Here is a 20,627-nt window from a genome sequence, read left to right on the forward strand (position 1 = left end):
CGGCGAGATTAATCCCTAGCGGTTTCGGTGGCGACGCTTGAGACCAGCTACTTGCAAGCGGACGGCATGGCGGTCCATCAGGCTCTGGGCATGTTCTAGGGACACTTGGTCCTTGGCTTCGCCCTTCATTTTCTGGGCTAGTTCATAAGCCTTCTTGGCTTCGTCTTCGCTGATGTCATCGGCATGGTCAGCCTCGTCTACCAACACGGTCAGCGTGCCGGCTTCGTGGTCCATTTCTATAACACCACCGTTAGTGGCAAAGAAGTCACGCATATCGTCCGGCTCAGTGGCAGTTTTGCGAATCTTGATCACACCATGAGTGGCCACACTTATCAGTGGCATATGTCCGGTCAATACACCAATTTGGCCCGCCATTGTTGGCAGCTCGACTTCATATACATCGTCGTCATATTTAGTGCCACTGATTGTTTCTAACTTTAGTCGAATCATTGCATTCTTTCTTCGTCAATCAAATCATCCATAGGGGTGCGGCCCATCGGCTGATCCGTTACCACGAGCTCATCATCCACATCAATATCTACTCGATTGTTGCCGTAACCCTCTCTGACATTTGTACGGAGGTGTGGGGGTTCACCGCCATACAGTTCTGGGTTAACGTCACTCACGTTATTTCTCCTTTGTAGCTACGACTTCGTCGATGGCACCCTTCATATAGAAGGCACTCTCAGGCTTGTCGTCATGCTTGCCGTCTAAGATTTCACGGAAGCCAGCAATGGTATCTTGCAGTGATACGTACTTACCGGGGAATCCGGTGAAGACTTCACCCACAAAGAACGGCTGGGTCAGGAAGCGCTGGATACGTCGGGCGCGAGATACGGTCTGCTTGTCTTCGTCAGACAATTCTTCCATACCCAGGATGGCAATGATGTCCTGCAAGTCTTTGTAGCGTTGCAAAACACGCTGCACTTCGCGGGCTACGTTGTAGTGCTCGTCACCCACAATCTCGGCGTCCAGAATAGTAGAGTTACTGTCCAGCGGGTCAACAGCTGGATACAGACCAAGCTCGGTCAAGGAACGGTTCAGGGCAATAGTAGAGTCCAGGTGAGCAAAGGTAGTAGCAGGGGCAGGGTCGGTAAAGTCGTCGGCCGGGACATACACAGCCTGCACAGAAGTAATAGAACCTTTGCGGGTCGAGGTAATGCGCTCTTGCAACTGACCCATTTCTTGGGCCAAGTTAGGCTGGTAGCCCACAGCTGAGGGCAGGCGGCCCAATAGGGCAGATACTTCGGCACCCGCCTGGGTAAAACGGAAGATATTATCTACAAACAACAGCACGTCGCTGCCTTTGTCACGGAAACCTTCGGCAATAGTCAGACCACTTAGGCCTACACGCAAACGCGCTCCGGGTGGTTCGTTCATCTGGCCAAAGACCAGAGCTGTTTTTTCCAAAGTGCCAGAGTCTGCCATTTCATGATACAAGTCGTTACCTTCACGGGTACGCTCACCCACGCCAGCAAAGACTGAATAGCCGCTGTGGAACTTGGCAATATTGTTGATAAGCTCCTGAATCAGCACCGTCTTGCCCACACCAGCGCCACCGAACAGGCCAACCTTACCACCCTTGGTAATAGGCGCAATCAGGTCGATAACCTTGATACCGGTTTCCAGGATTTCTACCGTACCGGACTGGTCAATCAGCGGTGGAGGGGACTTATGAATAGGCGAAGTGGTCTTGAAGGTACCACCTTTGCCGTCAATTGGTTCACCCACCACGTTGAACATGCGGCCCAATGTTTCTTCGCCAACTGGCACACTAATAGAATCGCCGGTGTCGGTTACTTCGGCACCACGCTCTAGACCATCGGTCGAGCCGAGCGATACGGCGCGTACACTTGATTCGCTCAGGTGCTGGGCGACCTCTAGAACCAGCGTTTTACCATCCAGCTCGGTCGTAACTGCGTTATAAATAGCCGGCAGGTGATCTTTGGGAAAGTCTATGTCAACCACCACGCCCACAATTTGGCTAATCTTGCCTGTCTTGGTTTTTTCCTTAGTTGCTGTTGCCATCAATTATCTCCTTCCGGCGTATGCGCTTCACCCAAAATTTGTCTAAGTCCTGAATCTAAATCTAGTGTTTCAGCTAAATCACGAATCAAAGCCGCATGAAAACCCCTCATTAATTTTTCAAATCGCAAATCAACCTCTCCGTCACCAATGTACACTTCGTCTTGGGGATACAAAAACTCAGGGTCATTACCCGATGGATCAACCCCCACCAGGCCGGCATCGCCCTCCTGGATTGCTTGTCGGAATGTTCCTCGCTCGCTCATTCTTGGGTTACCTCCGTTGATTGCTTGTACTCAGTAGCAAACGCACTGTGTCTACCAATGGACATCCCAGAAGCGAGCGTGCGGGCCGCCGCACCAATACGTGCTGCATCCCCGGTCAGCGGAAACTCACCATGTCTGCCGTAACTCACCACGAAACTGCCAAGCTCGGAAAGCTTACCTGCCAGCTCTGCTCGTCCAACCAGATCTTCTTCTAGCTCTGCCATCGCATAAAATGACAGTACGCGAGGTTGCTGGTACCTATCCAAACCCCCTTCGACACGACAAGCCTGCTCGTATCTCTCCCGTGCAAGTTCATAGTCACCATCCGAGTCACCATGAAGGTATACGATCTGTGCCATTACTTGATCGCCTCCGCACCACCGGTTATCTCGGCTAGTTCTTGGGTGATAGCCGCTTGGCGAGCTGTGTTGAATGCTAACGTCAGGTCATCGATCAAATCCGAGGCGTTGTCGGTAGCGTTTTTCATAGCCATCATGCGCATGGATTGCTCAGAAGCAAAGCTTTCCAGGATTGCTTGCCAGACCTGCACTTCGATCAGACGCAGGGCAACGTTGTCCAGGACTGCCGTTGCCGATGGCTCAAAGGTGACATTATCCAGGGCGTGAGCCTCTTCATTAGTCTCTTCGAATGTAGCAGGCAAGATCTGAAGCGTACTAGCTATCTGCAGCAAGTTAGTCTTAAAGTCGGTGTAGAGCAGTTTTACTTCGTCTACCTGACCTTCGGCATATTGGTCGGTAATAGTATTCAGTAGGGGGCGTAAATCGTTGGCTGTTGGCTGATCGCCAATGTCTGTATAGACAGCCAGCAGATCTATGCCCTGGAGGTTGCGGGTAAAATTGGCACCTTTTTTACCAATGGCAATGATTTTGGCACTGATACCATTGGCAACGTCTTCGCGTACTGAACGGGTTAAGAGTTTCAAAATATTGGCGTCGTAGGCACCAGCCAAACCTTGGTTGCTGGTAACCACCACATACAAGCGATGCTTGACCTGGCGTTTGGTAAACAGCGGATGGTCCTCGACATCGGTGATCATACTCAGGCGCGTCAGCAGGGAATAGGCCGCAATACGATAGTTGCGGCTACGCTGGGCAAACTCCTGGGCCCGGCGCATCTTGCTGGCCGCCACCAGTTCCATAGCCTTAGTAATCTGCCGAGTATTCTTGACAGAGCCAATACGTCGTTTGAGTGTAATAGTATTAGCCACGAGATTCACCCCTGATCATGTGACGCAGTTCAGCCGTAAACCGCCAATTATCCAGCGTAAGTCTGCCTTTGAGAAAGACCGTGAATTCGCTGACTTCTTCTGGTGTTGTTTCTACCTGGCAGGCCACCGCCAGGCCACCAACCCATTCTTCAGGATCGTAGCTACTCACTATCTCTCCGTCCTTATGCTCCTGGATCCACAAAAGTTCATCGCGGTCATCGCTGGCCGGGTTGTAAAGCATAGAGTACTGACCCGGCTCGTTCACGTCTGCAGCAAACACTCCTCCATCGGCCAGAGCATCAACTGCATCTAGTAGTTCCCTGGAGGTGGTCATGCTACTTTTTGGTCCCTTCGGTGGCCTTGGGGGCTAGCTTTGATACGCCAGCTGTTGCAGCAGGTTCGGCATGGTAGCTGGCTGCTACTTTGTGAGCAGTATCTAGGATGATCTTTTTGACCTTATCGTCAGGCTCTGCGCCACTGTTCAAATCTTTGACTAGCTTCTTTTGTTCATTCTTGAGCTCACGCAGGAGGTTGGCCTCGGCTGTCTTGACCTTGTCCAGGGGCACCTTATCAAAGGCACCTTGAATTGCAGCATACAGGACAGAGAACATCTCCCAGACACTCAGCGGACTGAACTGGAGCTGCTTGAGCAACTCAGTCAGACGCTGACCGCGCTCGATACGCTGACGGGTTTCGGCGTCTAGGTCGGTCGAGAACTGACTAAAGGCAGCCAGCTCACGGAACTGAGCCAAGTCTACGCGTAGACCCTTGGACACACTCTTGACGGCCTTGGTTTGGGCGTTACCACCCACACGTGACACTGACAGACCGACAGAAATAGCTGGGCGAATGCCCTGGTAGAACAGGTTAGTTTCGAAGAAGATCTGGCCATCAGTGATAGAAATCACATTGGTAGGAATGTAAGCACTAATATCGCCAGCCTGGGTCTCGATGATAGGCAGAGCAGTCAGGCTACCGGCACCAAGGTCGTCGGACAATTTAGCAGCGCGCTCCAGTAAGCGAGAGTGCAAGTAGAAAACGTCGCCAGGATAGGCTTCGCGGCCCGGTGGGCGACGGAGCAACAGAGACATCTGACGGTAAGCGGCAGCATGCTTGGACAAGTCGTCGTAAATAATCAGAGCGTGTTGTTTGTTGTCACGGAAATATTCACCCATGGCAGCACCAGCGTAAGGAGCCAAATACTGCAAGCTGGCTGGGTCGGCAGCAGAAGTTGCCACCACAATGGTTTGATCCATCACGCCTTCGCGCTTGAGACGCTCGACCAAACGGGCAACTTTACTCAGCTTTTGGCCGATAGCTACGTAGATGTTGATAACACCAGTTTCTTGGCGGTGTTGGTTAATCATAGTGTCTACAGCCACGGCTGTTTTACCGGTCTGGCGGTCACCAATTAGCAACTCGCGCTGACCACGGCCGATTGGCACCATGGCATCGATAGCCGTAATGCCGGTCATGAGTGGTTCGTGCACACTCTTACGGGCGAGTACGCCAGGGGCGGGGCGTTCTACACGGCTGGTCTGCGTAGCCTTGATAGAACCTTTGCCGTCCAGTGGCTGGCCCAGCGGGTTGACTACACGGCCAACAAGCTCGGGACCCACGGGTACTTCTAGTACCTTGCCACTCAGTTTGGCGGTAGCACCAGCCTTGATAATCACGTCGTCGCCCAAGAGCACGGCGCCGATCTCGTCTTCGCCCAAGTTGAAGGCAAAGGCCGTGACCGATGTGCCGTCTGTGGCTTCGATATCGATCATCTCGGAGTAGCCGGCAGTGGTCAGGCCATAGATCCAGGCCACACCATCACCAACGCGGGTAACAATTCCGACCTTTTCGATCTCTGGCCGAGACTTCAGCTGGCTTATAGCCGAACGAATGTCTTCTGATAATTCTTTAATGGAAATGTTGTCCATATGACTCGTACTTATTCCTTAATGTTTGCCGTTAAGCGTTTGAATGCATCTATCTTGTCACGCACCGTGAGATCCAGCTGTTCGTTAGCCATTTCTACGCGCACGCCGCCTACTACGGTTGGATCTATGCGGCTAATAACGTGAATGTGCTTGGCGTGGGGATACTCTTTTTTCAGGATGGTTTCTATGTCCTTGACGACACTTTGGGTCAGGTCATGAGCGCTGACGGCTACGGCCTCGACCACACCATGCTGGGCACGGTATTCCATGACGTCGCGCAGCAAAGACTCTAGATCATCTGTATCGTGGGTATCCAATAGATAAGCCGCCACTTCCTGAGCCAGTTTTTTGGTACTATGAACCTTGAGGGTACGCGCCCCAATAACTTCGGCTAGGTGGCGGCGGGAAATCACTACTTACGGCTCCGAATAACTTTTTCAATAATTGCAGCGTCTTTTTTGGGGTCGACCTTTTCCCCAACGATCGCTTCTGTAGCTTCTGATACCAGGCCCACAATGTCTTTTTCTAGCTTGCGCTTGGCCTGCTCGGTTTCTTCGTGAATCCGCACTTCGGCATCCGCCAACATGGCGTCTGACTTGCGATTGGCAGCCTTCTCGGCGTCACGCAGTACTTCGCGGGCCTCTTTGTGGCCGTTGGCAATAATGCGATCGGCCTCATGGCGAGCTTCGCGGGTAATCTTGGCTGCCTCTTGATCCATTTGTTCGCGCTGGCGCTCTAGCTTTTGGCCTAGGCGCACGCCGTCATCAATAGTTTGGCGACGCTTTTCCAGCATGTTACCAATAGGTTTGAAGGCAAACTTCTTGAGCAGCAGGAATACCAGGACAAAGGTGAAAAGCTGGATAACGAAAGACTGTAGACTCACGCCCAAGGCACCGAGTCCGGTTGCTTCCTCAGCATGTCCGGCTGCTTGCTCTGCCGCATGTGCGGCTTCGGCTGCAAATAGTGTTACAAACATAAGGTCTTTAACGTTCCTTGCTTTCTTAGATAATGAATAATGAAGCGAACACCAACAGCGCCATCAACTCAACGATACCGATGATAACCAGGATCTGACCAAGGTACTTGGATGACTCAGGGTTGCGACCTACAGCATTCATGAATGAGGAACCAATCAGTCCGATACCAATAGCTGGGCCAAGCATACCGAAGCCCATCATGATACCTTTTGCGAGTACTTCTGTGTCCATGTGTATGAAACTCCTTACAAATTTATTTACTTCTTAACGATACTTATCACTAGGCCGACACCGCCGAAGGCTCTTGGTCTTCGGTTTCGTGTTCCTCGCCGTGCTTTATGGCAACAGATAGATAAGTCATGCTAAGCATTACAAAAATATAGGCCTGCAGACCACCCACCGCCAGCTCTAGCGTCACAAATGGCAGAGAGGTTATAGGAGCTGCAAAACTACCCAGGTAACTGAAAACTGAAATGATCACTTCACCAATGGTGACGTTCAAAAACAAACGAAGCGCGAGGCTAAACACGCGAATGAGTTCGCTAAACATCTCGAAGATGCCCAGGAAAATAGTCAGCGGATTCTTCAGGCTACCGTTGAAGTAGTGTCCGATATGTTTGAGTAACCCCGATTCTTTGATGGCAAAATACTGGACGATAGACATAACAACCGTGGCGGCAGCCAGGGTACCGTTCAGGTCAGCCGTGAAGGGCCGAAACACCGGGCTGTCGTTGACGGTCAACGCCTCGCCTACACCCGGCAATAGGCCGAGCCAGTTAGAGAACATGATGAAAAAGAAAAAGGTCACAAAGTAGGGTGCATACTGCAATGCCTTTTTTCGTGAACCTAGGGCGCCAGTCATTTGGTTGGTGATAAAGTCGCTGCCGATTTCTAAGAACTGCGTAAAGCCCTTTTTGGGGCGCAGGCCAACCCGGCGAGCGGCAATTACTACCAGTACAATGATAACGAATGAGCTGATCCAGCCATAGAAGATAGAGTTGGTAATGGTTATATTGCCAATCTGGAATACATCGCCAGGGGTGATATGAACCGCAGGGCCAGAGCTCTCGGCGGCAAATCTACTGAGTATACTAAGCACGCTTCTTACCTCTCTTATTTTTATCGTCTTCGGCCTGTAACTTATTTACGTCCTTGACAGTGTTCCACACCACATAACAGGCTGCAAAGGCTGCAAGAAAAAAGCCCGTCAGCGTAAGCGACGGGGCAGTATCAAATTTTTGGTCCAGCTTTACGCCGGCAACTACCGGAATCACCACCATGAGGGCGAGCTGCCAGCTCATATTGAGAGTAGCCGAAAAAAAACGCTGCTTGGCGTTAAATACCTCAGCGGCCTGCTGCAAATCAGCAGTAGTCGTCGTCTTCCGAGTGGCGGCGGCTTTACCCATATGACCTCAGTATAACAGGGAAGGCTGCGATACCGCAACAGGATTCTACCCAGAAAACAACTTTCCGAAATGTCTACTGGCCGGAAAGGCTCAGGGCTTTTTTGAGGCGATCCTTAAAGCTCAGGGGCTTTGTGCCCGTACAGCTGCTGGGATCGTTGCGCTTGTTGAATTCGCCAGCATCTTTACTGATGCCATCGTAGCGCTGTTGCAGCACAGCCGGACTGTCTTTACCGTAGTTGATCAGCAGTACATCTTCGGACTTGATAAGTCGGTTGGCAATATTGTTTACCTCTTTGCCATTGAGCGTAAACGTCAGCTGGGCGCCATCTTGGCCGTCCACATACAAGCCTTTGTCTGTTTTTACCACTGTGTCACCAAGTGTATAGCCCAGGTTTGCAAAGAAATGTCCCCACATTACCGCTGGCTCATGAACATGGACCACATGGTTAACATTGTCATGCATGTGCGTGCGGTGCTTGGGTTCGTTCTTTTCGTCACTACCACAAGACTGGACTTCTTCGTAGAAGGTAAAGTTTTTGAACTCATCCCGCTGGCCATTTATATAGAGCGCAAAGTTAGCATGGTAGTGCGTATTGACTGGCTTGTAGGCAATAAAACGTGCCATCACCAGCCATACCACACCCAGCAGAAAGCCAGCCGCTAGAGCTGCAGCTATTCTTTTAGTAAAACCACCCTTGAATCTCTCCTTGATGTCCGAGAACGAGGGACGAGACTTTTGATTAATCTTAAACTTCATTAATAGCCAGTATATATCAGATGTGTATAAGTGTTAAAATAGGTCTGTGACTTTACAGTACTTTGCCCACAATGGAGTAGAGCATGCCACGCCCGCTGAGGCAACCGCACATAGCGGGTCGGCTACACCTCTATTTCTTTTTGTCCTGACGATCTTGGTTGTCGGCGTCGGAGCACTTGTCATATACCTACTGAGTGCCCCTGGCCAGACCAGATCGGCCTCTGCAAAAAAGCAACCCAACAAACAACGCAAACCTAAGGAGGCATAATGGTTACGATCTACACAACGACCTGGTGTAGCTTTTGCAAAATGGCTAAAAATTACATGAATCAGCTCGGCGTAAAGTACGAGGAAAAGGATGTCGAAAAAGACCCCGTAGCCGCCAACGAAGCAGTCCAAAAATCTGGGCAAATGGGTGTGCCAGTTGTAGATGTAGAAGGTACGATTATCCTCGGATTTGATAAGGCCATGCTAGATCAAGCTTTTAAACTAAATAATCTGGTTCAAAAATAGCTATATAGTGCATTGCATACTTGCTCGTACACTATATATACTATAGGTACAGAGAAGGAGGTGCATATGGCACAAAATTCTGCAAAAGGCATGGAGTGGTTGCGTGATTATCCACTTACCGAGCTAGCTGACTGCCTAACCACTGAACAGGTTAGGATTATTGATGCTTATCAGGCAAACGCAGACATGGCCGCTCTCCTGAGTGACCCAATACCCCTCGCGCTATCGGACACCAACGAGACCGGCGCCCGGGCACTGAAAAACAACACGAGCTTTTACGAACCCGATATCGAGGACCTGATCTCCGGTGACCTTATCGTAGAGCGACTTCTAGGCAACAACACCGAGGCCCGCACGCCAGCCCTCAGGGCACGACGGACCATCATTGCCCTGGCTTTTGAATGGAACATCGACCTGACGTCAGATGGTAGGCCAGCAATACCAGAACAAACGCCCGAGTCTGAGAATATTGAAATCAACCAAAGCACTGCGGCATAATCACACTGCTATGGCATTTGAGGATTACAAAACCAAAGACTCCGTTGTTATTGTCTATACCGGAGAAAGCAAAGGCAAAACAAGTGCCAGCGTGGGGTTAATGGTTCGCGCCCTCGGCAATCGATGGAAGGTTGCTTTTATTCAGTTTATTAAGTATTGGGGTGTTGGCGAGCACATTTTTATCCGAGATATCATGCCAATATATGAAGATCAGCTATTCTTCTACAAGGGAGGCAAGGGTTTTTACAATGCAGGTGACCTGAGCGAAAAACATATCACGCCAGAGCAGCATAAAAAGGCCGCCCAAGATACACTGACCACCACACTAGACTGTGTCAGCAGTGGAGAATACGATCTGGTTATCTGCGACGAGATCAACAATGCTGTGCACGATGGTCTACTGAGCGAGAAGCAGCTGAAAGAGCTTTTCGAAAAACGACACGCTAACACCAGTCTGTGTCTGACCGGTCGGGACTTTCCTGAGCAGTTCCTAAAATATGTCGACATCGCTACTAACATGGCCAAAATCAAACATCACTTTGACGATAAGTACCTTGCCAACAAAGGAATAGACTTTTAACTGCATGAAAGGGAGTTTTTATGCCACCGCTTAACGGTATCGACAGGGGAATCAACGGTAACTTGCTAAAGGCGCTTGAAGAAATAGGTCACGGTGCCCAAATTGCTGTGGTAGACGCCAGTTACGACATCCCACCCGCGGCCGAGGTAGCCGACTACCAGGGTGATTCCTCGGCCAGAGCCTTGAAGGGAATCTTGGACCTTGTGCCGCTTGATGATGCAAATGGCTATCCAAATGTCTCGGTTATGGTCCCTCATTTTCCCCAGGAACCTGGCACGGCATTAGAAGCGTTCGAGGAAGCGTTGACGGTTGAACCAGGCCTGACAGGGCAGAGGGATTTTTACACGCTTGCCAACAATCCAGAGAAGCACACTCTGTTTGTAAGAACCCGTGACGAAAAAGCTTTTGCGTGCGCCTTGTTTGTAGTCGGACATTCTCAAGAATAGCTTCAACCGGCATGACATATTAGTACATAATGACATTGACTTTCATTATTAGCGAATACGTGATATAATTGCATCATTATGGCAGGTTCAGAAGCTTCACAGGAGCCCAGGCTCACTAATGTGGAAATACGTCATCAGCAACAGCCGGAACAGTTCCGTGATCTATTAGATGCCGAACAGCGGCTGCGTGTTGCGTGCGAAGATGAAGACCCCACCCTCTATTTAAAGGATAATTTCCTGGTATTTATGTCAGCAGCATCCCAAGAGGCTCGGTCGGCCGACCACGACGTACGGGTTCACTCATACAACACCCCACACCAGTTGACCTATATGCAGCTCCTGCGATCTATCTCTGAAGCGGGCACAGATTATGTGAAAGGACTCAGCAGTACACAGCAGCCAACGGTATATCACTCCCTATTTATAGATATGCAGAAACAAGCCGAGCGCAGCCAAGCGGACACTTCGAAAACCCATGACCTGCAACGACACCTATCACTTGCGGCTTTGCACATGCGCGTCATCCACGAACACCAAAGCTATGCACCAGTATCTCGGCAAGAATATCGCTATACCATTGAAGAGCAAATTATTACACCCTTGGCCCTGCAGGCCCTGACCTCGGGACGCCCCATCCATCCCAACCTAGTAGATGCCCATGATCAGCCAGAGGCTCTGTCCGTGCTAGTACGAGCCGTTGCAAGGTTTACCAGGAGCAACGAGCTCCCCAACCTGGTCTAGCCCCGCACCAGGCGTAGAGTGGTAGACTAGGTGCATGATGGCACCAAAAACTCCCACCCTTTATTTGATGCTCGGCTATCCGGGCTCTGGCAAAACAACCACGGCCAGATTTATCCACGAATTAACAGGAGCCGTGCATATCTGGGAAGACCAAAAGCGACTAGAAGCCAACCCGCATCCGGTGTTTTCCCAGCCCGAGAACGATCAACTGCACACGCTATTGAACACGCAAACCGGCGAACTGCTAGGCCGGGGTGCCAATGTTATTTATGACACTAGCTTTAATCGACGCGAAGATCGCCGCCGCATGTATGACATTGCGGACGCTTGTGGGGCAACGGTAAAGCTGATCTGGCTACAAACCGATAGAGAAACGGCCAGACACCGGGCCACCAGAGATACGGCCTCGCAGCCGACACGCATTCTGGCGACAGTGCTCGGGGACATGGACCAAGAAACCTTTAACCGGCTCAGCGACAAGTTGGAGACCCCCGAAGATGGCGAACCATATATTGCGGTTGACGGCACTAAAGTGACCCGTGACTATCTGCGCGAGAAGCTGGAGCTCTAGCCTATGCGGGTGGGGAAACGGACGCAGAGACGACTGTTCAAGCTCCTGATAGCTCTGGTCATTTTGGGGCTAGGGTATGTTGCCAATAGCCGTCAGATCCAAGTCCAGCCACCACCTCAAATTGCCAGCACAGTGAGCCCCGGATACTACCGAGTTGTCAGTTTTTCAGACGGAGATACTATCGTGGTTGACATGGACGGCACGTCTGAACACATCCGCATGATCGGCGTGGACACCCCCGAGACCAAAGACCCGCGCAAGCCGGTGCAATGTTTTGGTCAGGCGGCCAGCGACTTTACCAAGCAGCTTATTGGCATACAGCCCGTTCGGCTAGAGTCTGACCCGCTGAGCACTAACCGAGACCGGTATAATCGCTTACTGCGCTATGTGTATTTGCCAGATGGGCGATTGGTGGAAGCTGAGATCATTCGACAAGGCTATGGATTTGCCTATACCAGCTTTCCTTTTACTAAAGCAGACGAATTTACCACTTACCAACGTGAGGCCCGCGAGCAAAATCGTGGGCTCTGGACTAGCTGTCCGCAAACATAAAAAAGAGACCCTTAATGTCACCACTGTCGTGGGAATCTCGGGTCGCTGTGCCAGGGGAGGCTCTCAGCCTGCTTCGCCAAGTCACTCTTGGCTACTTAACCCTGGGCTTCTTTAGAACATGTGAGGCTCACCAGTGTGCCAGGAAGGTGCCGTCAGGGGCACCGATACAACCATGACTGGGTCCAAAAAATACGTCGAGCGCCCATGTCAGAGGCAGTCCATGGTCTGTAAACCACTGCATGAACATATCTGCCAGTGTGTTGCGCACGCGTATTCTGTCGTCATACTTGGGCACTTCTTCTGTCAGCTCTACCCGGAACCAAAGGTCGGGCTTATTAACGGCCAGGCGATGAAACTTCTGGAAGTCAACCTGCACAGCCTCCTCGGGTGTGTCGGCCTCCAACAGCAGGGCTTCGGCCCGACTAACGACGAGAGCCGGTAGCGCTTCGGCAAGCCGAATAGCCCGCTCAGCATCTGCGCCACCGACACCCGTTATATCGGCGGGATAGAAATTATCACTACAAGTGATAGTAATGATGGACATGACTGCCTCCATGGGTTCGCTGGTCTTCCAGAGTCGATCACCACAAAAAGACACCTAACCATACCACAAGCGCTAAGACTGCAAAACGATTATTCAGCCATAGGGTTTTTGCGAGCTCGCTGGCCACCTCTGCGCAGCTGACGCAGACTGCGTCTGTCCGCCCCCTGATCATACGATCGCCTGAGTGGCCACAGCACAAAATAACCAAACCAATACAGGCCAACGGCGATGGTTGGCGAGATACTTTTGATCTGATGGTGGCGATAGCTATTACGGTACATATTCATATAATGGGCCCACTGGGGTAAGTGGTCATCGTAGCGCCGGGAGGAAGTACCGGCCAGTAAGCGCTTGTCGTACCGGATAGGCAGGTCCGCCCGCGTGAGATGAATGGCAAGATCCAAATCTTCATGCATGGCGCGTACGTGACAGACCTCTTTTCGGACCTTTTTCCAGGCTGATTTGCGCAAGGCAGAATTAGAACCGAATAAAAAGGGAGCATGGGGAGCACCACGGTATAAGTATTTTCGTACTTGGTGGTCTATCCAGTAATTACGGGGGCTAAATGGCATGTCGTAGTAGAAGACCGGGCCGTTAACTGCTGCATAGTGTTGGTCTTGCATTAGTTTCTTTACGGTCTGCACCCAATGGGGGGGCAAGATGGTGTCACCGTCGATACGTCCGATGATGTCGCTCTTTGCGGCGTCAAATCCGGTGTCTCGGGCAAATACCACGCCCTGGGTTTTTTCGTGGAGCACACGGACAAAGGGAAACTGTTTGGTCATGTCGCGTGTTTTGTCAGTAGAGTTGTTATCTACCAGGATCACTTCATCTGGTAAAACAGTTTGAGCAGCTAGAGCCTCGAGACACCTCTGGATGTGGTGTTCTTCATTGTATACGGGTATAATTATGCTTAAGCTAAATTCTTGAGCCACGATATAGACACTATAAAGCCTACCGAAGAAATGCCAAAAAAAGCGCCTAAATCAACCGCCTCGAGCGGTTCGTCACCACGAAAACTCCTGGCCCGCGGGAAAGGGTGGTTTGTGCGCTGGCTCCAAAAAGGCTTTTGGCAAAAGGCACTGGCCGTCCTAGTAGCATTGGTTATTGTGTCCCTGACCGGCATGTTCGCCATTGCCCAGTGGTACTACGCAAAACACCGAGCCGAGCCAGTGCGAATGGGCGCAACCTTTATACCAGACTATGCGCTGCAGCTCGGAGTAGACCCAGACGAAACCCTAGACGCCATCATAAACGACCTGGGCGTAAAGCACCTCCGACTGGTGAGCTATTGGGAAAATGGCGAGATGGTTCAGGGTACTTATGATTTTGCATTTTTGGACAAACAAATGGACAAGGCCGCAGAAGCCGACGTGAAGGTGTCACTGGCCATTGGCCTGCGCCAGCCCCGGTGGCCCGAATGTCACATGCCGGCCTGGGCGGCCAAGCTGCCAATCGGCGAGTGGGAACCACGACTACTAGACTACATAAGTGCTGTCGTAGAGCGCTACCGAAACCATCCAGCACTGGATAGCTGGCAGCTAGAGAACGAATTCTTCCTGAAAGCGTTTGGTGATTGCCCAGATCATAGCCGCGATCGGCTGGTCAACGAATTTAACCGGGTTAAGCAGCTAGACCCTGACACTACGTTAGTTGTCAGCATGAGCAACAACGCCATCGGTACCCCGATTGGCCAACCAACTCCTGACGAATGGGCTATTTCTGTCTATAAACGAGTATGGGATCAGACGCTAACTAAGCGGTATTTTGAGTACCCCATACCAGCCTGGTACTACGCCTTTCGGGCTGGATTCACCGAGATAACCAGGGGTCATAACTCATTCATACATGAACTCCAGGCCGAAGCCTGGCTGCCGCCCAGCTATACCATGCAGACCGCCCCAATTGATGAGTTTTACAAATCACTCAATCCAGAAAGATTGCAGCATCGTTTCCGGTATGCGCAAGCAACCGGGATGAAGAAAATCGACCTATGGGGAGCGGAGTGGTGGTATTACATGAAGGTCCGTCGAAATGCCCCAGAGCTCTGGAATGTAGCAAAACAAGAATACGGGAGAGTCCAATGATAGACCCAGAACGGTATGGTGTAAGCTTTTCAGTGAAACAGTGCAGACGCTTCGAGAGCGACCCGGAAAAGACCCTGGCCTGGCTACTAGACGAAGCCGGCTTTCGGCGCGTACGTCTGATGAGCTACTGGAACGAGCACGAGAAAGAAAAAGGGGTCTACGATTTTACCACCCTGGACAAGCAGCTAGACCTCGTTGAAAAAGCCGGGGGTGTCGTAACGATGTGCCTCGGAGTTCGTCAACCACGCTGGCCAGAATTTCACTGGCCAGACTGGGCCTGGGAGGCGCCAAAGCCAGAACGCGACGAGGCGCTCCTAAAATATGTAGAAGTAGTAGTGGAACGTTATAAAGACAGAAAAAGCATTGTCAGCTGGCAGCTAGAAAACGAAGCACTGCTGACCGGCTTTGGCGAGCGCATAGAGATTGACAGAGCACGTCTGCGCAAAGAATATGCGCTTGTTAAAAAACTAGACACGTCGCCGCGCCCGGTCATTATGAGCACCAGCGCCGCCTGGGGTATTCCTATTATCGGACCCATCCCTAACATGTCAGCTTTTTCCTACTACCTGATCCGCTGGAAGGACACCAAGTACACCACCACCTATCATGCCGCCTTTATCCATCGCATCCGTGCCTTTTTGATTCGTCTGTTGTGGCGCATTCCCAGTTTTATTCACGAATTACAAATGGAGCCCTGGGGACCAAAAGACATCTGGGAAATGACACCAGAACAGCAAGACCAATCTATGGGACCTGCCCAAATACACAAAAACTTTGGTGCCGGCCGCAAAACCAACCTCTACCCACTGGATCTATGGGGCGGGGAATGGTGGTACTGGCGCCTGACTACCCTGAAAGATCCCACTACCTGGGACGCTGTCAGGCAGGAACTCGCCAACGATCTGTAAAGCGTAAAACATCCTCGATAAGGCCTACGGGTCGTTCTGGGTTGAACTGCTCGTCGTTATGCGAGGCGTGTTTGCCGCTACGGATTTTATTGTCGGCAGTTGGCTGAAGAGAAATTGGCGTTGCATAACGTACCCCCGCCTCTATGGCTACCGTCATGGTCGACTCCATAACACGATCCGGGTAAAGTCGGTCCTCGGCAAAGGCTGCGACCACGATCACGCCAAGTTCTGAGGCGGTTAGAACTGGATAATCCATCCGTAGCCGTGTAAGTTCCCACATTTCGCGAATGGTACGTGGCATATTAGCCATGAAATTCTTGGCTCCGGCCCTAGCCATGTCACCCGGATCTGGCATATCCTTGGCAGTCCTGGCTTCTGTAATAGTGTTTACGAGGAAACGGCCAGCTAGGGAGCCAAACCATTCATGGTCGTTGGATCCAGCAGGAGCCAGCATGACTACCTTTGAATCTGTAAAGTAGGATCGCTGCCGTTCGTTTGCGAGCCGGTGCATAGCCTGAAAGATAAGTGACCCGTAGCTGTGCGTGACAAAGTCAACAGGCCCTTCCGTTTCCGTATGCCCCAACAGAGCCAAATAGTTCATGGCCTGGGAATATGTAGCGCTTCGCTTGTTCGTAGGGTCACGCAAGATACCGCTACGATTCTGTCCGGGCAACAAAGTATCAAACCCCCGATGAGCCATTTCAGCGGCAAAGGGAAGCTTGGCGACGACCCCTGCTGTAAAGCCAGGAATCACAAGTACCGGCCTTTCGTACCGAGGCTCTGCAGGATCAAGCCGAAGAACTGGCAAGGTTTCTCCTGGCGCCGAGCAGTGGGGGAGGGGAATCTGACGCACACCAGCAGCAATCCGCTCCATGATATCGTCTCCAAAACATTCCTGGAGTTGGTTCGTGTAAGCTTTGCTTGGCTCTAGTTCTAGACCCTCAACTGCCATGTCATTTATACCCGCTCTCCATAATTATTGTGCAGGGCGTGATTTTCGACAACCGTAAGCGCATCTGGCGTAGAGGTGCCAAAGGCGTGAGTTCCGTTGATGATAAGCTGCCTCACAACCCCTGGCAGCTCAGAAGGGTCAGCTTCTTTTACTACTTCTTCAAAAACTGTCTTTACATCGCCCGGTCGATTTAACTCGCTATATATAGGAGAGATAAACGTCATGTTACCGGTCACGTTCGGCATGGCGTCGCCTATCGCCTCGCCCAATTTTCCGCGAGCCATCGACAGCGGCAGGCGAATAACCTGCGTCATGAAGCGCTTCTCCAGGATGAGTCTGGCAACGCTTCTTGCAACTTCGGCATGCGATATACCCTCGCTACGTATGCGGGCAGCTTCGGGGTCAAAGCCAGGCACACTTGCGTAAGCAAGAGCATGTTTCGCCTCACCATCAAGAAAATAATGTCTCATGCCCCGAAGCAATGCAATGGTTTCCAGGGCGGCTATGTTCGATTTTTCACCAACACGCAATTCGCGGGAGCCCGGAGAGTCAAATACACTGATAGCCTTCACAGGCCGCTCTAGCTGGGCGGCCACCTCCAGTCCAACCAATCCACCTTCGGATCGAGCGCGAATAGTGAGCACATAGTCTTCGAAGGCCGAGGCCAGACCGCCCAGTACTACTTCGGCAAAAGCAGTGTGCCGACCAGAACGGGCCACTTCCTTAGACACAGCGCGCGGCAAAGGGTCAGACTCACCAGTGTTGGGGTGGTCAGATACCAGCAATCGCATGCCTGGACTCATTCTTAAAATACCGGCAATTTCCCGGATCATTGACTCGTCCCGACATCTGCCCCAGTTCATAAACAAGGCCGTGATCTCGCCCGAATCACTGTCGTCCCCCAAGATGGAGTAAGCTACTTGTCGGCCTTTTGGCCCACCTTTGTATGGCTTTTCGAATAGCTCACGTATTGCTACCACGTCAGGATCGGTTGCCGTGGGTGGGCTATCGTATTGCTCGGGCGGGACAAAAGCAAAGGGTTCTAGTTCCTCTACTTGACCACAAGTGTCGGGCGTGAAGCAACGTGACAGTATCTCTACCCCGTCGGTTAGATCATAATCAATAACATTCGTAAGCGCCTGTTCAGTCATTTTGCGTAGTATACAACCTTTTTAATATTTTTCAATACCTTCATCTTCGGTTACAATAGGAGCATGGTGAAAAAGAAATCGCCCCAAACCAAACGAATAAGCAATCGACGCGCGCGCTTTGACTACGATCTAGGCGATGGGTTAATCGTGGGCATCGCTTTGACCGGAGCAGAGACGAAGTCATTGCGCCGAGGACATGGCCATATTCGCGGTTCTTACGTAACTATCAAAAATGATGAACTGTGGCTCACCAACGCCACTATTACCGGAGATTCTAGCATACCTATATCTGAAGAGCAGCAAACCCGTAGCCGCAAACTGCTGGCAAAGCGTAAAGAAATTGCCGAATTGATAGCCGCCAAGCAGCAAGGTCAGACCATTGTTCCACTCGAGATATTAACCGGCAGTCGTTATATAAAAGTTCGTATCTCTTCAGGCCGTGGTAAAAAGCACTATGACAAACGACAGGTCCTGAAGCACAGAGACCAAGCCCGCGAGATGCAGCGAGCAATCAGTCAACGATAGAAAAGAGAAGGGTAGCAGGCAAAATTCTGGACGTAGTGGCGTATACTTTGTGGTAAATAGAGAGTTACATAGAGAACCAAAATGACGAGAAAATCAAAAAAAACCAACAAGCCACTCCTCAGCCACCACCGGCACACAGCCAAAGTTTTGCCACACCACCATACCTCGTGGCCTTTTGTGGTTTTATTATTACTGATGGTAGGCGTGGTACTAGTGCAGGCTACCTACCAAGCCCGAGCAGCTGATATGGCGGTAACTGCCACAGCAGAGGGGCCCGTGCCAACAGTACCGGCAGTTATTACGGATCCTCAGGCTGGCGCGGCTGTTACAGACATGCCCATACAAGTTGCCGGCACTTGCCAAGCACCGTATGTAGTGAGGCTGTACCGCAACCAAGTCTTTAGCGGCTCTGCCCAGTGCCAGACAGACAATACCTTTCGGATCCTGACTGATCTTTTCGAGGGAAGAAACGAACTAGAAGCTCGCATATTTAACTTTGCCGACCAGGAGGGCCCAGCGCCCGCCAAAATTATCATCATGTACGACCCACCGTCTGATTCACCACCAAGCGGCACCGTGGATGAGTCATCTGGAGAAATTCAGGAGCCATTTCTGCTAACTACCGACCAATTTTTCAAAGCAAACCAGGACAAAACACGCATAGACTGGACCTTTGGGATAACCGGCGGCACCGGGCCGTATGTCGCAGAAGTAGATTGGGGGGATGGAGATAAATCGACGGCTAAAGGCCTCGAGACAAACAGTTTTTCGGTGTCACATGAATATACGAAAAAATCGGCAGCTCGGGCCTACTACAAAATGCAGGTCACCGCAACAGACACATCAGACCATACGGCACACCTGCAAGTTTTTGCCGTCCTGAACTATTCGGTGGAAACAGGCGGGGGAGGTGGTCTGTCAGCAGGTCCTATATCGACAATACCACCGCCCGCTGGCATGTCACAAAATGTTACTTATATATGGGGAGCCTACACCGCGACCAGTTTGATGGCTATTAGCTTTTGGCTGGGTCAGCACGTTATTGCCGCCGGCATTGGTGGACATACATGGCCGCTCAAACTGAGGTTTCCCAAATTCTGGTAGACCGGCCCTAACCACAAGCAGTTTGCAATAAATATATACAATAGACTACAGTTATGTCATGACACGGAGCCCATTTCAGACCTCTTGTTTGTTAAGTGAAAGCCTTTCTGGCGAGTGCCATTTGTCAGTTCTTCTGAGAAGATGTACCCGTAGGTACATCGCCGAGGAAAACTGGCAAAGGGTGCCGTCAGAATGGATTGAAGCTGAATGGGAGTTCTGAAATGGGCTCTATGAGAGGTTTGCGGGAAAGACCCAGTCAGTATGCGCCAGAGGCTACTGAGGTACAAAAATCCCGTGGTTGGTGGGGGCCAAAAAGAATCCTGGGCATTGTGATGCTGTTTGGCGCTGGTTTTTTTATATGGGGATACCACTATATTCAGTCACCGGCCGAAGGCACAGTCCGAACAACAGGGCCGACACCTCGGACCGAGGGGGTGTCTACAACAATATTCACTGGTAAATCGTTCACCGTAGAGTTGCCCGGGACCTACAAATCCCTCAAGGTCGACGCCGCCAAAGCACCGACACAGGAGCTGGCCAGCCTCAGCCAAGTGTCTGCCCTGGAGAATCGACGTATAAGTATCACTATCAAAAACTCACCCCCCGCAAATTTCAGCGAAGAATCAGCTCTGCAGTTCCGACAACACAGTGCCGAATATGTATCTGGCGACGCTGAAGTAGCCGGCCAGAAGGCTATCGAAACAAGTAAAAAGGACGGCTCAGAAATTACTTACTTTGTTCCAGGCAAAAACGCTTATGCTATTATTGCAACCACCTCGACCAATCCCCGCGACAGCTACAATCAAGAAATTACCGAAATAATAAATAGTTTCAAATGGAGATAACTGTAGCCAGAGTAATACAAAAC

General features: G+C 51.1%; 31 protein-coding genes. 13 read left to right on the forward strand and 18 right to left on the reverse strand.

Annotated elements, in window-relative coordinates; all coding sequences use genetic code 11:
• Positions 1-15 precede the first annotated feature (15 nt).
• The 14 genes from atpC to VK694_06250 form a co-directional block, all read right to left on the reverse strand.
• Complete coding sequence (gene atpC / locus VK694_06185) at positions 16-450, reverse strand: ATP synthase F1 subunit epsilon (GenBank protein ID HTE58306.1); 435 nt, start codon at positions 448-450, stop codon at positions 16-18.
• Positions 447-626, reverse strand: a complete 180-nt coding sequence (locus VK694_06190; protein HTE58307.1) for a hypothetical protein — start codon at positions 624-626, stop codon at positions 447-449. The genes atpC and VK694_06190 overlap by 4 nt, the downstream gene beginning before the upstream one ends.
• Before the next feature lies 1 nt (position 627).
• Complete coding sequence (gene atpD, locus VK694_06195; protein HTE58308.1) at positions 628-2,028, reverse strand: F0F1 ATP synthase subunit beta; 1,401 nt, start codon at positions 2,026-2,028, stop codon at positions 628-630.
• Positions 2,028-2,291 (reverse strand): hypothetical protein, encoded by a 264-nt coding sequence (locus VK694_06200; GenBank protein HTE58309.1) that lies wholly within the window; start codon positions 2,289-2,291, stop codon positions 2,028-2,030. The genes atpD and VK694_06200 overlap by 1 nt, the downstream gene beginning before the upstream one ends.
• Positions 2,288-2,650, reverse strand: coding sequence for a hypothetical protein (locus VK694_06205; GenBank protein HTE58310.1), 363 nt, complete (start codon positions 2,648-2,650; stop codon positions 2,288-2,290). Before VK694_06205 ends, VK694_06200 begins: the two co-directional genes overlap by 4 nt.
• Positions 2,650-3,519: an ATP synthase F1 subunit gamma gene (gene atpG / locus VK694_06210; GenBank protein HTE58311.1), complete on the reverse strand. Its 870-nt coding sequence runs from the start codon at positions 3,517-3,519 to the stop codon at positions 2,650-2,652. Before atpG ends, VK694_06205 begins: the two co-directional genes overlap by 1 nt.
• Positions 3,512-3,853 carry a hypothetical protein gene (locus VK694_06215; GenBank protein HTE58312.1) on the reverse strand — a complete coding sequence of 114 codons (342 nt, stop codon included), beginning with the start codon at positions 3,851-3,853 and terminating at the stop codon, positions 3,512-3,514. Before VK694_06215 ends, atpG begins: the two co-directional genes overlap by 8 nt.
• 1 nt (position 3,854) lies before the next feature.
• Positions 3,855-5,447: a F0F1 ATP synthase subunit alpha gene (atpA, locus tag VK694_06220; GenBank protein ID HTE58313.1), complete on the reverse strand. Its 1,593-nt coding sequence runs from the start codon at positions 5,445-5,447 to the stop codon at positions 3,855-3,857.
• A gap of 11 nt (positions 5,448-5,458) precedes the next feature.
• Positions 5,459-5,860 (reverse strand): F0F1 ATP synthase subunit delta, encoded by a 402-nt coding sequence (locus VK694_06225; protein HTE58314.1) that lies wholly within the window; start codon positions 5,858-5,860, stop codon positions 5,459-5,461.
• Positions 5,860-6,423 (reverse strand): F0F1 ATP synthase subunit B, encoded by a 564-nt coding sequence (gene atpF, locus VK694_06230; GenBank protein ID HTE58315.1) that lies wholly within the window; start codon positions 6,421-6,423, stop codon positions 5,860-5,862. The genes VK694_06225 and atpF overlap by 1 nt, the downstream gene beginning before the upstream one ends.
• 25 nt (positions 6,424-6,448) lie before the next feature.
• A complete protein-coding gene (locus VK694_06235) occupies positions 6,449-6,655 on the reverse strand; it encodes an ATP synthase F0 subunit C (GenBank protein HTE58316.1) in 207 nt (68 codons plus the stop codon).
• Positions 6,656-6,704: 49 nt separating this feature from the next.
• Positions 6,705-7,523, reverse strand: coding sequence for a F0F1 ATP synthase subunit A (locus VK694_06240; protein HTE58317.1), 819 nt, complete (start codon positions 7,521-7,523; stop codon positions 6,705-6,707).
• Positions 7,516-7,830: an AtpZ/AtpI family protein gene (locus tag VK694_06245; GenBank protein HTE58318.1), complete on the reverse strand. Its 315-nt coding sequence runs from the start codon at positions 7,828-7,830 to the stop codon at positions 7,516-7,518. The genes VK694_06240 and VK694_06245 overlap by 8 nt, the downstream gene beginning before the upstream one ends.
• Before the next feature lie 73 nt (positions 7,831-7,903).
• Positions 7,904-8,587, reverse strand: coding sequence for a hypothetical protein (locus tag VK694_06250; GenBank protein ID HTE58319.1), 684 nt, complete (start codon positions 8,585-8,587; stop codon positions 7,904-7,906).
• Between the two features lie 46 nt (positions 8,588-8,633).
• Here VK694_06250 and VK694_06255 point away from each other — a divergent pair, with 46 nt between their 5' ends.
• The 8 genes from VK694_06255 to VK694_06290 all read left to right on the forward strand — a co-directional run bounded on the left by VK694_06255 (position 8,634) and on the right by VK694_06290 (position 12,488).
• Complete coding sequence (locus VK694_06255) at positions 8,634-8,855, forward strand: hypothetical protein (protein ID HTE58320.1); 222 nt, start codon at positions 8,634-8,636, stop codon at positions 8,853-8,855.
• The gene (locus tag VK694_06260; GenBank protein ID HTE58321.1) at positions 8,855-9,100 is read left to right on the forward strand and encodes a glutaredoxin domain-containing protein; all 246 of its coding nucleotides are present in this window, start codon (positions 8,855-8,857) and stop codon (positions 9,098-9,100) included. Before VK694_06255 ends, VK694_06260 begins: the two co-directional genes overlap by 1 nt.
• Before the next feature lie 66 nt (positions 9,101-9,166).
• Positions 9,167-9,598, forward strand: a complete 432-nt coding sequence (locus VK694_06265; protein ID HTE58322.1) for a hypothetical protein — start codon at positions 9,167-9,169, stop codon at positions 9,596-9,598.
• 10 nt (positions 9,599-9,608) lie between these two features.
• Positions 9,609-10,178, forward strand: a complete 570-nt coding sequence (locus VK694_06270; GenBank protein ID HTE58323.1) for a cob(I)yrinic acid a,c-diamide adenosyltransferase — start codon at positions 9,609-9,611, stop codon at positions 10,176-10,178.
• A 20-nt stretch (positions 10,179-10,198) separates the two neighbouring features.
• Positions 10,199-10,624, forward strand: a complete 426-nt coding sequence (locus VK694_06275) for an RbsD/FucU domain-containing protein (protein ID HTE58324.1) — start codon at positions 10,199-10,201, stop codon at positions 10,622-10,624.
• Positions 10,625-10,702: 78 nt separating this feature from the next.
• On the forward strand, positions 10,703-11,365 hold the full coding sequence (locus VK694_06280; protein ID HTE58325.1) for a hypothetical protein: 663 nt from the start codon (positions 10,703-10,705) through the stop codon (positions 11,363-11,365).
• A gap of 34 nt (positions 11,366-11,399) precedes the next feature.
• Complete coding sequence (locus VK694_06285) at positions 11,400-11,936, forward strand: ATP-binding protein (protein ID HTE58326.1); 537 nt, start codon at positions 11,400-11,402, stop codon at positions 11,934-11,936.
• A 3-nt stretch (positions 11,937-11,939) separates the two neighbouring features.
• On the forward strand, positions 11,940-12,488 hold the full coding sequence (locus tag VK694_06290; protein HTE58327.1) for a thermonuclease family protein: 549 nt from the start codon (positions 11,940-11,942) through the stop codon (positions 12,486-12,488).
• 127 nt (positions 12,489-12,615) lie between these two features.
• Here the strand turns inward: VK694_06290 and VK694_06295 are convergent, their stop codons facing one another.
• Positions 12,616-13,032 carry a hypothetical protein gene (locus tag VK694_06295; GenBank protein HTE58328.1) on the reverse strand — a complete coding sequence of 139 codons (417 nt, stop codon included), beginning with the start codon at positions 13,030-13,032 and terminating at the stop codon, positions 12,616-12,618.
• Positions 13,033-13,121: 89 nt separating this feature from the next.
• On the reverse strand, positions 13,122-13,967 hold the full coding sequence (locus VK694_06300) for a glycosyltransferase family 2 protein (protein ID HTE58329.1): 846 nt from the start codon (positions 13,965-13,967) through the stop codon (positions 13,122-13,124).
• Here VK694_06300 and VK694_06305 point away from each other — a divergent pair.
• Both VK694_06305 and VK694_06310 read left to right on the forward strand, forming a co-directional pair.
• Positions 13,959-15,119 carry a hypothetical protein gene (locus VK694_06305; protein ID HTE58330.1) on the forward strand — a complete coding sequence of 387 codons (1,161 nt, stop codon included), beginning with the start codon at positions 13,959-13,961 and terminating at the stop codon, positions 15,117-15,119. The genes VK694_06300 and VK694_06305 overlap by 9 nt on opposite strands.
• 32 nt (positions 15,120-15,151) lie before the next feature.
• On the forward strand, positions 15,152-16,027 hold the full coding sequence (locus VK694_06310) for a beta-galactosidase (protein ID HTE58331.1): 876 nt from the start codon (positions 15,152-15,154) through the stop codon (positions 16,025-16,027).
• Here VK694_06310 and VK694_06315 read toward each other — a convergent pair.
• Positions 15,999-16,979 (reverse strand): hypothetical protein, encoded by a 981-nt coding sequence (locus tag VK694_06315; protein ID HTE58332.1) that lies wholly within the window; start codon positions 16,977-16,979, stop codon positions 15,999-16,001. The two genes, VK694_06310 and VK694_06315, sit on opposite strands and share 29 nt — an antisense overlap.
• Before the next feature lie 5 nt (positions 16,980-16,984).
• On the reverse strand, positions 16,985-18,130 hold the full coding sequence (locus tag VK694_06320; protein ID HTE58333.1) for a hypothetical protein: 1,146 nt from the start codon (positions 18,128-18,130) through the stop codon (positions 16,985-16,987).
• Between the two features lie 63 nt (positions 18,131-18,193).
• On the opposite strand from VK694_06320, the gene smpB reads away from it, so the two are divergent.
• The 3 genes from smpB (at position 18,194) to VK694_06335 (ending at position 20,604) form a co-directional block, all read left to right on the forward strand.
• Positions 18,194-18,655, forward strand: a complete 462-nt coding sequence (smpB, locus tag VK694_06325) for an SsrA-binding protein SmpB (protein HTE58334.1) — start codon at positions 18,194-18,196, stop codon at positions 18,653-18,655.
• Between the two features lie 81 nt (positions 18,656-18,736).
• A complete protein-coding gene (locus VK694_06330; protein ID HTE58335.1) occupies positions 18,737-19,759 on the forward strand; it encodes a hypothetical protein in 1,023 nt (340 codons plus the stop codon).
• 230 nt (positions 19,760-19,989) lie between these two features.
• Positions 19,990-20,604: a hypothetical protein gene (locus VK694_06335; protein HTE58336.1), complete on the forward strand. Its 615-nt coding sequence runs from the start codon at positions 19,990-19,992 to the stop codon at positions 20,602-20,604.
• The last annotated feature ends 23 nt before the right edge of the window (positions 20,605-20,627 follow it).

It is taken from the genome of Verrucomicrobiia bacterium (assembly GCA_035489575.1).
Classification (GTDB): Bacteria; Patescibacteriota; Saccharimonadia; order Saccharimonadales; family JAGQNK01; genus DATHJY01.